Annotated in this window: 12 protein-coding genes; 9 read left to right on the forward strand and 3 right to left on the reverse strand. The window is 71.5% G+C overall.

Going from position 1 to position 13,292, the window contains the following annotated elements; all coding sequences use genetic code 11:
- Positions 1 to 40: 40 nt before the first annotated feature.
- Complete coding sequence (locus ACQEVZ_RS37035) at positions 41 to 1,213, reverse strand: S8 family peptidase (protein ID WP_433375222.1); 1,173 nt, start codon at positions 1,211 to 1,213, stop codon at positions 41 to 43.
- A 106-nt stretch (positions 1,214 to 1,319) separates the two neighbouring features.
- Between ACQEVZ_RS37035 and ACQEVZ_RS37040 the strand changes: the two genes are divergently transcribed.
- From ACQEVZ_RS37040 to ACQEVZ_RS37065, 6 genes are all read left to right on the forward strand, one after another.
- Positions 1,320 to 3,878 (forward strand): FHA domain-containing protein, encoded by a 2,559-nt coding sequence (locus ACQEVZ_RS37040; RefSeq protein ID WP_433375225.1) that lies wholly within the window; start codon positions 1,320 to 1,322, stop codon positions 3,876 to 3,878.
- A gap of 1,076 nt (positions 3,879 to 4,954) precedes the next feature.
- Positions 4,955 to 5,704 carry a dienelactone hydrolase family protein gene (locus ACQEVZ_RS37045; protein ID WP_354895289.1) on the forward strand — a complete coding sequence of 250 codons (750 nt, stop codon included), beginning with the start codon at positions 4,955 to 4,957 and terminating at the stop codon, positions 5,702 to 5,704.
- Positions 5,705 to 5,706: 2 nt separating this feature from the next.
- Entirely contained in the window at positions 5,707 to 5,985 is a 279-nt protein-coding gene (locus ACQEVZ_RS37050) for a DUF6295 family protein (protein ID WP_344503351.1), read from the forward strand.
- A gap of 10 nt (positions 5,986 to 5,995) precedes the next feature.
- Complete coding sequence (locus ACQEVZ_RS37055; RefSeq protein WP_344503352.1) at positions 5,996 to 7,873, forward strand: propionyl-CoA synthetase; 1,878 nt, start codon at positions 5,996 to 5,998, stop codon at positions 7,871 to 7,873.
- Between the two features lie 306 nt (positions 7,874 to 8,179).
- On the forward strand, positions 8,180 to 8,755 hold the full coding sequence (locus tag ACQEVZ_RS37060) for an ATP-dependent Clp protease proteolytic subunit (protein WP_363403981.1): 576 nt from the start codon (positions 8,180 to 8,182) through the stop codon (positions 8,753 to 8,755).
- A 186-nt stretch (positions 8,756 to 8,941) separates the two neighbouring features.
- Entirely contained in the window at positions 8,942 to 10,195 is a 1,254-nt protein-coding gene (locus tag ACQEVZ_RS37065) for a serine hydrolase domain-containing protein (protein ID WP_433375230.1), read from the forward strand.
- Positions 10,196 to 10,210: 15 nt separating this feature from the next.
- Here ACQEVZ_RS37065 and ACQEVZ_RS37070 read toward each other — a convergent pair whose 3' ends face one another.
- The gene (locus ACQEVZ_RS37070; RefSeq protein WP_344503355.1) at positions 10,211 to 10,924 is read right to left on the reverse strand and encodes a hypothetical protein; all 714 of its coding nucleotides are present in this window, start codon (positions 10,922 to 10,924) and stop codon (positions 10,211 to 10,213) included.
- 51 nt (positions 10,925 to 10,975) lie between these two features.
- Here ACQEVZ_RS37070 and ACQEVZ_RS37075 point away from each other — a divergent pair, with 51 nt between their 5' ends.
- The 3 genes from ACQEVZ_RS37075 to ACQEVZ_RS37085 all read left to right on the forward strand — a co-directional run bounded on the left by ACQEVZ_RS37075 (position 10,976) and on the right by ACQEVZ_RS37085 (position 12,630).
- On the forward strand, positions 10,976 to 11,530 hold the full coding sequence (locus ACQEVZ_RS37075) for an O-methyltransferase (protein ID WP_433375234.1): 555 nt from the start codon (positions 10,976 to 10,978) through the stop codon (positions 11,528 to 11,530).
- 67 nt (positions 11,531 to 11,597) lie between these two features.
- Complete coding sequence (locus ACQEVZ_RS37080) at positions 11,598 to 12,098, forward strand: hemerythrin domain-containing protein (protein WP_344503357.1); 501 nt, start codon at positions 11,598 to 11,600, stop codon at positions 12,096 to 12,098.
- A 73-nt stretch (positions 12,099 to 12,171) separates the two neighbouring features.
- Positions 12,172 to 12,630 (forward strand): STAS domain-containing protein, encoded by a 459-nt coding sequence (locus tag ACQEVZ_RS37085; RefSeq protein WP_344503358.1) that lies wholly within the window; start codon positions 12,172 to 12,174, stop codon positions 12,628 to 12,630.
- Here the strand turns inward: ACQEVZ_RS37085 and ACQEVZ_RS37090 are convergent.
- Positions 12,575 to 13,243 carry a pentapeptide repeat-containing protein gene (locus ACQEVZ_RS37090; protein WP_344503359.1) on the reverse strand — a complete coding sequence of 223 codons (669 nt, stop codon included), beginning with the start codon at positions 13,241 to 13,243 and terminating at the stop codon, positions 12,575 to 12,577. The two genes, ACQEVZ_RS37085 and ACQEVZ_RS37090, sit on opposite strands and share 56 nt — an antisense overlap.
- Positions 13,244 to 13,292: the final 49 nt, after the last annotated feature.

Below are 13,292 nucleotides of genomic sequence, written 5' to 3' on the forward strand. Positions count from 1 at the left end.
CCCGGTGTGGCACCGCTGCCCCCAGCCGTGGCGCATACGATCACGCCAGACCCGCGTAGCGGCCATACCGGCGGGACGCGCCGGCGATGACCGCCTCCGCCGCCAGCCGGGCCGAGCCGGCACCGGGCAACGCGTCGGCGATCGCCGCCGCGACGAACGGCGCGGCGAACGAGGTCCCGCTCCACCGCGCCCAGCCGTCGCCGAAGTCCTCGTGGTGCACGAACGTGCTGGTGACGTCGGCGCCCGGCGCCACGAGCGTGATCCACGTGCCGGTGTTGCTCCAGTCGCTGATCCGCCGGCCGTCGTGCGCCGCGACCGCGACCACCCGCCGCCGCCACGACGCGCTGGTCCCCGCATACGCCGCCGGCCAGAACGGCCGGTCGTGCTGCCCGTCGTTGCCTGCCGCGGCGACCACCACCCGGTCGCCGCTGCCCAGCAACTCCGTCAGCGCCGCCGTCAGCAGGACCGGCGGCCGGTCGTCGAGCGTGTAACCGCCCAGTGACAGGTTGATGAGCTGATGGTCGTACGCCTGCCGGAGCCCCGCGATCAGGTCGGTCTCCCGGCACACCCCGTGCGTGTCGACGATCCTCACCACCCGTGGCCGGACGTGTGCGGAACTGGCGACCAGCACCCCGGCGACGAAGTTGGCATGCCCGACGTCACCGTCGCGCACCTCCTCGTCGCCCTGGATGCTGGACTCGTAGTCGTCGGTGACATACCGGTCCTTGGGCAGCGGGCTGTTGAGCCACACCCCCGTGTCCAGCACCAGCACCTCGACCTCCGGCACCGCACGGTCACGCACCGTGAGGTGCCCCGGCGCCGCCGGGAGCGGCGGTCCATACGGCCCCGCGTGCTCGAACGGCGTCGACACGAACACGTGATTCGGCCCGGCGGCCACCCTGGTGTCACCGGCCGCCTCGGCCTGGACCCGCACCCGCCTCGCGGCACGCGCGACGTCCAGGCCAGGCAACCGCACCCGCCGGAACCCCTCCGGGACATCCCCCTCCTCCACGATGTCCCGGACGGTGAACCCCTGCTCCATGAACGCCTGACGAGCGGTGGCGAAGTGGTCGTCGAGCACCAGGAGCTCGTCCGCGACGAACCGCACCGGAGTGCCGTCCGCCCGGTCCTCGCGACGCACCCACCCCAGCCCGGCGAGCCTGCGGGCGCGTCGCGACCGCCACTGCTCCGAACGGGCGTCCGCTGGTGCCATGGGCTCTCCTCCTCACGTGGTCTGGAAACTAGAGGGAGGAAGTCAGCTTCCTGATACAAGAATCCCCGGCTGTTTTCTGTCGTACGTGGGCGGCATGATGATGGCCGTGGCGAGCAATGACCAGCAGACCGTGACCCGCGAGCTCACCGTCCTCGAAGTGACCGTCACCGGCCCCGCCGGTGAGGCACGCTCACTGGTGCGGCCCGACGACACCGTGACCATCGGCCGCGACGCGGCCAACGACCTGGTCGTCGAGGGCACCCTGATCTCCCGCCGGCACGCCGAGGTGATCTGGAACGATGACGGTTGGTTCCTGCGCGACCTCGGCAGCCGCAACGGGACGTATGTCGACGGGGAGAAGGCCGCCTTCGTCGCCGCCGTCGACGGGGGAGCGGTGCACCTCGGCGCCGCCGACGGTCCCAAGGTCGCGTTCAAGGTCGTCACGATCGCCGAGCCGGTCCCCGCGGCCCAGCCGCCGGCGCAGCGGGAGGCGGCCCTGCACGACGCGGCGGCGCTGATCCGCCTCGGCCGCGGCCCTGACAACGACATCGTCCTCACCGACCTGCGCACCTCGCGCAACCATGCCGAGCTGCGCCGCACCCCGACCGGCTATGAGGTCGTCGACCTCGGCAGTCGCAACGGCACGTTCCACAACGGCAAGCAGGTCGCCCGCCAGGCGATGCAGCCCGGCGACATGATCTCCATCGGCCGGCACGAGTTCATCTTCGACGGGATGCGCCTGCACGAGTTCGAGGACGCCGGCCCGTCCTCCCTCATCGCCGACGACCTCACCGTGCGCATCAAGGACGCGATCCTGCTCGACGACGTCAGCTTCGCCCTGGCGGAGGGCAGCCTGCTCGGCGTCATCGGCCCCTCCGGCTGCGGCAAGTCGACCCTCATCAAGGCCGTCGCCGGGCTGCGGCCCGCCACCCAGGGCACGGTCCGATATGACGGCCGCGACCTTTACGCCGACTATGCCGAGCTGCGCTACCGCATCGGCATGGTCCCGCAGGACGACGTCCTGCACCGCCAGCTCACCGTCCGCCGCGCCCTGCGCTTCGCCGCCGCGCTGCGCTTCGCCGACGACGTGCCGCGCGAGGAGCGCCGCGGCCGCGTCGCCGAGGTGCTGCGCACCCTCAACCTCACCGAGCGCGCCAAGATGCGCATCGACAAGCTCTCCGGCGGCCAGCGCAAGCGCGTCTCGGTCGCGTTGGAGCTGCTGACCGAGCCGTCGCTGCTGTTCCTCGACGAGCCGACGTCGGGCCTCGACCCGGCGCTCGACAAGGAGGTCATGGAGGAGCTCCGCGACCTCGCCGACAAGGGCCGCACCGTGGCCGTCGTGACCCACAACGTCATGCACCTCGACCTGTGCGACCGCGTCCTCGTCCTGACCGTCGGCGGCCGCATGGGCTATTTCGGCCCGCCCGGCGAGCTGCTCTCCTTCTTCGGCGCCGAGGACTACGCCGAGGTGTTCCGCGAGGTCACGACCAATGCCGACCACTGGATGCGGACGTATCGCAGCTCGGAGCTCTACACGAAGTATGTGACCGCCCAGATCGCCGAGGCGCCGCTGCCGAAGCCCGCCGCGGTCGAGCGCGTGACCGTCCCGCAGCCCCGCGACCCGGCTCCGTCCGAGACCGGTGTGGACGCGCAGACCGCGGAACAGACCATGCCGCAGCGGCCGGCGTCCCCTGCCCCTGCCCCTGCTCCTGGTCCCGCTGCTTCCGCCGCGGCTGGTTCGTCGGCTGGTTCGTCGCCTGGTTCGTCGTCTGGGAAGCCGGCGCGGGCGGTCGGGCGGGCGCGGGTCAAGCTCGGCGGTGCGTCACTGCGCAGCAGAGCCCTGCACCCGGCGGCCCCGGTCCGGCAGTTCCTCACCCTGTGCCTGCGCATGTTCTGGGTCATCGGCGCCGACCGCGGCCTTGCCCTGTTCACCTTGGGTCTGCCGCTCGCCCTGGCCCTGCTGACCCGCACCGTCCCCGGTGACAACGGTCTCGCCCCGGGCACGGGCAGAATCAGCCTCGAGGCCCAGCGCCTCCTGGTGGTCCTGGCCGTCGGCGCCGCCTTCCTGGGCACCGCCGCCGCGATCCGCGAGATCGTCAACGAGGCCACCATCTACAAGCGCGAACGCGCCGTCGGCCTCTCCGCCGGCGCCTACCTCGCCTCGAAGGTCTTCGTCTTCTCCATCATCATCGTCGGCCAGACGGCCCTCTTCACCTGGCTGGCCCTCCTCGGCAAGAACCCGCCCAAGGCCCCCCTGATCTTCCCCGAGCACTGGCTCCTGGAGATCAGCATCCCCGTCGCCCTGGTGGCCCTCGCCTCCATGGCGTTCGGCCTGCTCGTCAGCGCCCTCGCCAAGACCACCGAGCAGACCACCCCCGTCCTGGTCGTGGTCGTGATGGCCCAGCTCGTCCTCTCCGGCGGCCTCTTCGAGCTCGAAGGCCAGACCGTCCTCCAGCAGATCGCCTGGCTCTTCCCCACCCGCTGGGGCCTGGCCGCCGGCGCCTCCACCGTCGACCTCACGTCGATGATCCCCTTCGACGACACCCTCTGGGCCCACAACACCGGCGCCTGGTGGCGCTCGGTCCTGATCCTCCTGCTCCACATCACCGCTCTGATCGCCCTGGCCCGCCTGGCCCTCCGCCGCCTGGAGCCCGGCCGCCAGTAACCCCCAACCCAAGACCCGCCGCCCGTCCCGTCCACTTCACTCGCCCCGCGCCGCGACCCTCACCCAGCACCGCCTCACCAGCCCCGCCAACCACCGCGTGGCGTGGCTGGGCGCGGCGGTGCTGGGTGAGGCGGGCTGCGTCACCTCGCCCGCCGCCCTAGCCGCGGTCGGTGAGCTGGCTCCGGACGCAGCCGCCGTGTGACTCCGTCCGGGTGCGGCGTTGCTCAGCTGGCCGCCGCGTCGTGTCGCTGGTCGTTGCGTGGCTCCGGCTGGGCGTGGCGTTGGCCGTCGCGCTTCGTCTGCCGCTGCGTGGTCCCGGCTGGGGTGCGGCGTTGCGTGGCTCTTGGGTCGGCTGCCGCGTCGATTGCCATTGGGTGGCATGGCTGGGTGTCGCGCCGCGTCGTCGGCGTTGCTTCGCCCAACGCGGCGTTGGGCCGGACCGGCGGCCGGACTTCGACCTGCGCGGTCCGTGTCGCTCCCCGCCGTGGGGCTGGCCGGTCGCGGTTTGGTCGCCGCGTGGTTCGCTTCGTGGGTGACGCTTCGGTGGGCGCGGTATGGGCTGGACCGGTGCCCGGCTTCGACCTGCGTCGCCCAGGTTCGGGTCGTGCCGCCCCAGCCGGCCGGCGTGGGCAGGCGTTTGACCTCCGTGGCGCCGACCCAGGCAGTGGCTCGGCGCAGGGTCGGCCAGGCGGTGCAGGGCACCCGCGTGGGTCGAGTCTGCGCGACTTCGATCCGATCCGTGCCGTCCTGCACTGAGCTGCCCTGTGCCCTGGCCGTGCTGCTCCGTGCTGGCTCGCGCTGTGTCGGGCCTTTTGGTGATCAGTGCGCTGTTTCGCCCGATTTTTGTCCTCGCCGCGGGGATGTGGTCGGTCGATGCGTGTGGCCTTGTGTTGGGGGAGGGGGGCCTGCGGCGGGGCTGTTTGTCGGGTCGTCCTGTGTGGTGGCGGTGGTCGCGGCGGCTGGTGGGGACGTAGATCGAAGGACGGATCTGGCTGTCACCGCGGCCGGAATCCTCCTTTGATCACCACGCTGGGCGGTGGCGTCGAGGTGAGTGGGGGCGGCAGTACGTTGGGGGTATGTCTGATGCGATTCGTGCCGAGACGGTGTACGTCGGTGACGAGAAGATCCAGGCCTACCAGGCCCGGCCGGTTGGGCCGGGGGCGTTTCCGGGGGTTGTGGTGATTCATCACCTGCCGGGGTGGGACGAGTCGACGAAGGAGATGGTGCGGCGGTTCGCGGTGAACGGGTACCTCGCGATCTGCCCCAACCTGTTCTGGCGGGAGGCGCCGGGGGCGTCGCCGGATGATGCTTCGGCGTTCGTGCGGGGGCAGGGCGGGATTCCGGACGAGCAGGTCATCCAGGACGTACGGACCGCGGCGGACGCGTTGCGGGCGATGGACGGGCACAACGGCAAGGTCGGGGTGATAGGGCACTGCTCGGGTGGGCGGCAGGCGCTGCTGGTCGCGACGGCGATGCCGCTGGACGCGGCGGTGGACTGTTACGGGGCGTTCGCGTTGGAGCCGCCGGCGGCGTCGACGGGGCTGAAGATGACGTCGATCAAGGATCGGCTGCCTGACCTCGGGTGCCCGGTGCTCGGGCTGTTCGGCGTCGACGACAGGAACCCCGCGCCGGCGGAGGTCGAGCGGCTCGCCGGGATCCTCGCCGAGCACGGCAAGCAGTTCGAGCGGCACAGCTACGAGGGGGCGGGGCATGGGTTCTTCTCGCCGGACCGGCCGGGGTACCGGCAGCAGGCGGCGGTCGACGGGTGGAAGCGGATCTTCGCGTTCTTCGACCGGCACCTCGGCGGCAAGCGGCTGGAGGCCTGAGCATGTGCACGTATGACACCGAGACCGTCGAGATCGAGGGCAGCGCGAAAGGGCCGGACGGCTGGTTCGGGGTGACGCGGGCGGCGGTGTACGTCGACCACCCGCACCACGCGCCGTTCGGGCACACGCTCAACATCGACTTCGCGGACCCGGCGCGGGGGCCGGCGGCGCGGGTCGCGGTCGAGCTGACCGAGGAGGCGGCCAGGGCGCTGGTGGCCGCGATCCAGGCCGCGCTCGACCATGCACCGGCAGGTCTGGCCAGCCGGAGCGCTCCGGTGTAAGCATCGAGGGATGGGCGCCTATCGCGACACGTACGAGCGCAGCCTCACCGACCCCGACGGGTTCTGGCGGGATGCCGCCGCCGGGGTCGACTGGGACCGCATGCCGATGCGGGTGCTGGACGGCGACCGCCCGCCGTTCTACCGCTGGTTCCCCGACGCCGAGCTCAACACCTGCTACAACGCCGTCGATCGGCACGTCGCCGCCGGGCGCGCCGACGAGACGGCCCTCATCTACGACAGTCCTGTGACGGGCACCCTCCGCTCGTACACCTGGCGCGAACTCCGACACGAGGTCGCCAGGTGCGCGGGAGCGCTGCGCGAGCTGGGGGTCGAGAAGGGGGACCGGGTCGTCGTCTACATGGCGATGGTTCCGGAGGCGGTCATCACGATGCTCGCGTGCGCGCGGCTCGGCGCGGTGCACTCGGTCGTGTTCGGGGGGTTCGGGCCGAAGGAGCTCGCCGCCCGCATCGACGACGCCCGGCCGAAGGTGGTCGTCGCGACGTCGTGCGGGATCGAGGGCAGCCGCGTCGTGGAGTACAAGCCGCTGCTCGACGCCGCGCTCGCCGAGGCCACCCACCGGCCCGACCGCTGCGTCGTCCTCCAGCGGCCGCAGGCCCCCGGCGTGCTGCAGGACTGCGACCTGACCTGGGAGGACGCCCTCGACGGTGCGGCGGAGGCGGCGTGTGTACCGGTGGCCGCCACCGACCCCCTGTACATCCTGTACACGTCGGGCACGACGGGCCGGCCGAAGGGCATCGTGCGCGACAACGGCGGGCACGCCGTCGCGCTGACCTGGTCGATGGCCAACGTGTACGCCACGGGGCCCGGCGACGTGTTCTGGGCGGCGTCCGACGTGGGGTGGGTCGTCGGCCACTCGTACATCGTCTACGGCCCGCTGCTCGCCGGCGCCACGACCGTCCTGTACGAGGGTAAGCCCGTCGGCACCCCGGACGCGGGCGCGTTCTTCCGGGTCATCGAGCAGCACGGCGTGACGGCCCTGTTCACCGCGCCGACCGCGATCCGCGCGATCCGCAAGGAGGACCCGTCGGGCAGCTTCGCCGCCCGGTACAGGACGGACTCGCTCCGCACGCTGTTCCTGGCGGGGGAGCGGCTCGACCCGCAGACCTACGAGTGGGCCGGTGCCACCCTCGGCGTCCCCGTCGTCGACCACTGGTGGCAGACGGAGACCGGCTGGCCGGTCGCGGCGAACCTGCGCGGCCTGGAGCCGATGCCGACGAAGGCGGGCTCGCCGTCGGTGCCGGTGCCGGGCTTCGACGTGCGGGTCCTGCAGCCGGACGGCGCACCCGCCCCGGCCGGCGTCGACGGCGCGATCGTCATCGGCCTGCCGCTGCCGCCGGGCTGCCTGCCGACCCTGTGGCACGACGACGAGCGGTTCGTCGAGTCGTACCTGAGCGCGTTCCCCGACGTCTATCTGACCGGCGACGGCGGCCGGTTCGACGACGACGGCTACCTCTACGTCATGGGCCGCACCGACGACGTCATCAACGTCGCCGGGCACCGGCTGTCCACGGGCTCCATGGAGGAGGTGCTGGCCGCCCACCCGGCCGTCGCCGAATGCGCGGTCATCGGCGTCGACGACGAGCTCAAAGGGCAGGTGCCGCGCGGGTTCGTGGTGCTGAAGGCGGGCATCGACACCGAGCACGAGGTCATCGAGCAGGAGCTGGTCGCGTCGGTACGCCGGCGCATCGGCGCGGTCGCCTCCCTGCGCCGCGTGCAGGTCGTGCCGGCGCTGCCGAAGACCCGCTCCGGCAAGATCCTGCGCAAGACGATGCGCGGCATCGCCGCCGGCGCCGACCCGGCAGTCCCGTCCACGATCGAGGACCCGTCGGTCCTGGACACCCTGCGCCCGATCCTGCGCCCCGAATGAGCGTCCCGTTGTGCTCCGGCTTACCGGGCACTCTGCTTCCGCGTGCTTCCGGCTCTGCCAGGCGCTCTGCGCCCGCGCACTGCCGGCCTTCTCAGGTGCTCCAAGCCACCGCGATTCCGGCTTGCCAGGCGCTGCGCTCCCGCGGGCTTCCGGTTTATCAGGCGCTGCGCGCCCGCTAAACCGGAAATATCAGCATTTGGCGTGCATCGAGCACGCTGACAGCGAACACGCTCACAGCGAACCAGGGCTCCCTTCCCGGGGTGCGATCACTACGGTCGAGGAAAGCCCCGGGAAAGGACGCCGCTCATGGCAGACACGCAGATCCCCTTCGACAGCGCGGTGTTCGACCGGCTGCTCACCAAGCGCATCATCGTCCTCGGCACCGAGGTCAACGACGAGAGCGCCAACCGCATCTGCGGCCAGCTGATCCTCCTCGCCGCCGAGGACAACGAGAAGGACATCAGCTTCTGGATCAACTCCCCGGGCGGCGTCATCAGCGCCGGCCTGGCCATCTACGACACCATGCGCTTCGTCCCCAACGACGTCTCCACCGTCGTGATGGGCATGGCCGCCTCGATGGGGCAGTTCCTGCTCAGCGCCGGCACCCCCGGCAAGCGCTATGCCCTGCCCCACTCCCGCGTGATGATGCACCAGCCCTCCGGCGGCATCGGCGGCACCGCCTCCGACATCGCCATCCAGGCCGAGCAGATGCTCTTCACGAAGAAGACCATGCAGCGCCTGATCGCCGAGCACACCGGCCAGACGTATGAGCAGATCGAGGCCGACTCCGACCGCGACCGCTGGTTCACCGCCCAGGAGGCCGTCGACTACGGCTTCGTGGACAAGGTCGTCGCGGGAGCGGAGCAGCTCGCGGTGAGCTGACCCGCCCGCCGTCGCCGCCTTGGCCCACGCCGACCCGCCCCTGCAGAGGCAAGGTCGCGCAACGGGCCGAGGCAGCGCGGACCGGTCCACCACCCAGCCGCACCGGCACGGAACCGCCCGCCGGTTCGGCTCGGGTGTGGGTTCCGCATCTCGCGCGGAGCTGAGGTCGCGTTTAGGCTGCCGGGCGTGAGCATCGAACCTGAGGTCGCGCCCGGGCAGGTCGGCATCGACGCGAAGCGGCTGGCTGGGCTGGACGAGCATTTCGCCAGGTACGTCGACGACGGGCGGCTGGCGGGGTGGCAGCTCGTGGTGAGCCGGGACGGGCGGGTGGCGCACGCCTCGACGTACGGGTGGCGGGACATGGAGGCCGGGCTGCCGGTCGAGCCCGACACGCTGTGGCGCATCTATTCGATGTCGAAGCCCATCACCTCGGTCGCCGCGATGATGCTCTGGGAGGAGGGGCGGTTCGAGCTGACCGACCCGATCAGCAGGTGGCTGCCCGAGTTCGCGGCGCCGCAGGTGTACGACCGGGGGTCTGCCTCCGCGCCGTTCACCGTGCCGGCGGTCGAGCCGATCCGGGTGTGGCACCTGCTGACGCACACGTCGGGGCTCACGTACGGGTTCCTGCAGACCTCGGTCGTCGACGCGCTGTACCGCAAGGCGGGGTACGACGTCCTCGCCAAGACGGGCGTGGACCTGGCGCAGGCCAGCCGGGACTGGGCGGCGCTGCCGCTGCTCTTCCAGCCCGGCACCGGGTGGGGCTACGGGGTGTCCACCGACGTGCTCGGGCGGCTCGTCGAGGTGGTGTCCGGCCAGAGCCTCGGCGACTTCCTGCGGACCAGGATCTTCGAGCCGCTCGGCATGGCCGACACCCGCTGGTCGGTGGACCCCGACGGTGACGACGCGAAGCGGCTCGCCGCGCTCTACGTGCCCAGCCCCGCCAGCGGCAAGGCGACCAGGTTCGACGCCATCGGCAAGTACGCGCTGGAGGAGCCGGCCATGCAGTCCGGCGGCGGCGGGCTGATCTCCACCGCCGCCGACTACGACAGGTTCACCGCGATGCTGCTGCGGGAGGGCACGACGAGCCGGGACGGCACGGCGGGGGAGCGGCTGCTGAGCAGCCGGACCGTGCGGTTCATGACCCGCAACCACCTGCCCGGCGGGGTCGACCTCGACCGGCTGCAGACGGGCGGGTTCGCCGAGACGACGTTCGAGGGGATCGGCTTCGGACTCGGGTTCGCCGTGGTCCGCGACCCCGTCCCGGCCAGGACGCCGTCGACGCCGGGCACGTACTACTGGGGCGGCGCGGCCAGCACCGCCTTCTGGATCGACCCCGCGGAACGGCTCACGGTGGCGTTCTACACGCAGCTGCTGCCGTCGAGCACCCACCCGATCCGGCCGCAGCTGCGCCAGCTGATCTACTCCGCACTGACCGACTGAAAGACTGAACAAGAACTACTTGAAGGTGAGGCTGCCGCCGCCGGTGATGACGTGCACCTTGTGCACGGAGGCCGCGTCGGACTTCACGGTGCCGGACTGCTTCCCGCCGTCGAGCTGGACGTCGAGTGCGTAGCCGTCGGCGGTGAGCTTCAGCGACACGTCGCCGCCACCGCTGTCGAGGTCGATGCGGTCGGGGGACTGGGTGACGGCCACGTCGACGGCGCCGCCGCCGGTGCGCGCGGTCAGCTCCGGCGGGGCCAGGCCCGCCCCGGTGAGCGCGCCGCCGTCGGTGGACACGTCGATGATCCCGGTGAGGCCGTTGAGGGAGACCGTGCCGCCGGCGCTGTCGAGGCGCACGCTGAGCGTCGACGGGATCTCCACCGTGTACGCGATCGAGCAGTCGCCGCTCGCGCAGCCGGTCGACGCGAGGACCAGCTCGCCGCCCTCGACGGTCTGCTTGCGGCCGGGCTTGTCGGCCTTGAAGGTCGACGTCTCCGTCACCTTGATCGTGGGGCCGGAGCCGACCTTCACGGTGATCGCACCGCCCGCGCTGTCGATCTCGACGACGCTGACGTCGTCCTTCACCTCGAACGCGTTGGTGGCGGTCTGCGCGCCGCCGCCCTTGCCGCCGGTGGAGGGCGAGTCCCCCGAGGAGCCGCAGCCGGCGAGGGCCGCCGGCGCCGCGAGGGCCAGCAGGGTGGCGAGGGTGAGGATCCGGGGTGACTTCACGGAGGTCAGCTTCGCACGGCCCGCCGGGCACCGTTCGGTAGGGTCGGTGCCATGAATCTCGTCGATGCCGCGTATCAGCGTGCCGAGACCAGTGGCTTCCCGATGTCCTGCGAACAGCCCGTCGGCCGGCTCCTTGCCGTGCTCGCCGCGAGCATCCGCCCGGGCGGCCACATCCTCGAGCTCGGCACCGGCGCCGGGGTCGGCGTCGCCTGGCTCGTCGCCGGCCTGGGTGAGCGCACCGACGCGACCGTGACGTCGCTCGAGCTGGACGAGAAGGTGGCGGCGGTCGCGGCGGGGGAGACCTGGCCGTCCTATGTGGACCTGCGGGTCGCCGACGCGCTGGCGTTCCTGCCGTCCGCCGTGGGCATGTTCGACCTGATCTTCGCCGACGCCCAGGGCGGCAAGATCGAAGGGCTCGACCTGACCATCGCCGCGTTGCGGCCGCGCGGCATCCTCGTGGTCGACGACATGCGGGTCGTCGACGACTGGCCCGAGGACTTCAAGGCCCGCCAGGCCGGCGTACGCCGGGTGCTGACGTCTCACCCCGATCTCGTCTCCGTGGAGCTCGACCACGGCTCCGGCATGGTGGTCAGCACCCGCCGGTAGGACCCGTTTGTGCTGCTCATGGGCGGGTATGCGGACATCAGTCAGGCTGCGCCCAGGAGGAGACCCGATGTCCACCGACGCGATCGTCGTGCTGAAGGAAGACCACAAGAACGTCAAGCGGCTGTTCAAGGAGTTCCAGGCAGCCGAGCACGGACCGGCGGGGGCGAAGGGGCGGATCGTCAAGCAGATCCTGGCCGAGCTGACCGTGCACACGTACCTGGAGGACGAGGTGATGTATCCGGAGGTCCGCCGGTTGGTGCCGGACCTCGACGAGGAGATCCTCGAGTCGTACGAGGAGCATCACGTCGCCGACGTGCTGTGCATGGAGCTCGCCAAGATGAAGCCTGACCACGAGCACTTCGATGCCAAGGTCACCGTCCTCATCGAGAGTGTCACGCACCACATCGACGAGGAGGAGCACGGGTGGTTCCCGAGGGTCCGTGAGGCGCTCAGCCGCGCCCAGCTCCAGGAGCTCGGCGCCCGCATGCAGCAGCTCCGCCCGGACGCACCGACGACCCCGACCGCACCGAAAGCATTGAAGAAGACGCTGGAGGCGATCCGCGGGTGACGGGACGGCCCGGGCGGGGTCATCCGACCGAAGGAGACGATTGGGCCGGGGTCTGCCGGTACCGTCGACAGCGATGAACGCCGTGGTGCTTGCCCTGCACGGGTTGCTCGTGGAAGGGACCGTCGAGACCGTCGAGCCGGTGCTCGTCGGTTGCCTCGTCGCGGCCGAGCCGCGGCTCGTCCTGGACGTGTCCGAGGTGACGGTGTGCGACACCGCCGGCGCGGCCCTGCTGGTGCGGGTCGCCGAGCTCGCCTGGCAGCGCGGCGGGGAGTTGCGCCTCGCCGCGCCGTCGCCGGCGATCCGGTCGTGGGCGCAGGTCGCCGCCGGGATGGACGGGATCGCCGCCTTCGCCAGCGTCGAGGGCGCGGTCGAGGCGGACCCGCGCGACCTGCTCGCGGCCCCGGTCGTGGCGAGCGGGCCGGCCGCGTGCGTCGACGAGCCGGTCCCCCCGCAGCGCCGCCGCCCCCGCTGGCGGGTCAACCCTTCGGCCCGCGGACGATCACGCCGAGGTCCCGCATCACCGCGTCGGTGAGGCCCGGCAGCTGCGCCGGCTCGATCGTCACGCCTCGCAGGCTGCTCACGCCGCTGACCTCCGACAGCTGGTTGCCGCGCAGGTCGGCGCCGCGCAGGTCGCAGCTCTCGAAAGACATCTGCCGCAGCCGGCAGCCGGACATCGCCGCATGCGGCAGGACGCAGTCCCGGAAGACGGTGTTGACCAGGACGCATCCGACGAATCCGGTCGGACCGATCGTCGTGATGTCGTCGAGGTTCGCCGCGTCCAGCCGGCAGCCCTCGAAGAGCACGTCACCGAGCCGCGACTCGGCGATGTGCGCCCAGGTGAGCTTGCAGTTGACGAAGTGGACCCGCTCGAACGTCAGTCCGGTCAGCCGCGCCGCGGTGAAGTCGACCTTCTCGAAACGGCAGCCGGAGACCGTCACGTCCTCCCACACGACCCCGTTGAGGTCGAGATTCTCCAGGTGGGAGCGGCGCAGGCGGGCATCGATGAGCGTGGTCCGGATGGCGCGCCCGGTCTGCACGTGGGCATCGTTGAGATTGCCTCCCCACGGCGCGCTGACGGGCTCGAGCTCACCCTGGTCGATGACGGGGAGATCGATGTCGAGTTCGTGCACGGTCCGCAGTGCCACGCACCTCACCGTACACACGTAGGCTGATCAGTCATGAGCGGTACGGAGC

Source organism: Dactylosporangium sp. CA-152071 (assembly GCF_050936335.1).
Taxonomy (GTDB): Bacteria; Actinomycetota; Actinomycetes; order Mycobacteriales; family Micromonosporaceae; genus Dactylosporangium; species Dactylosporangium maewongense.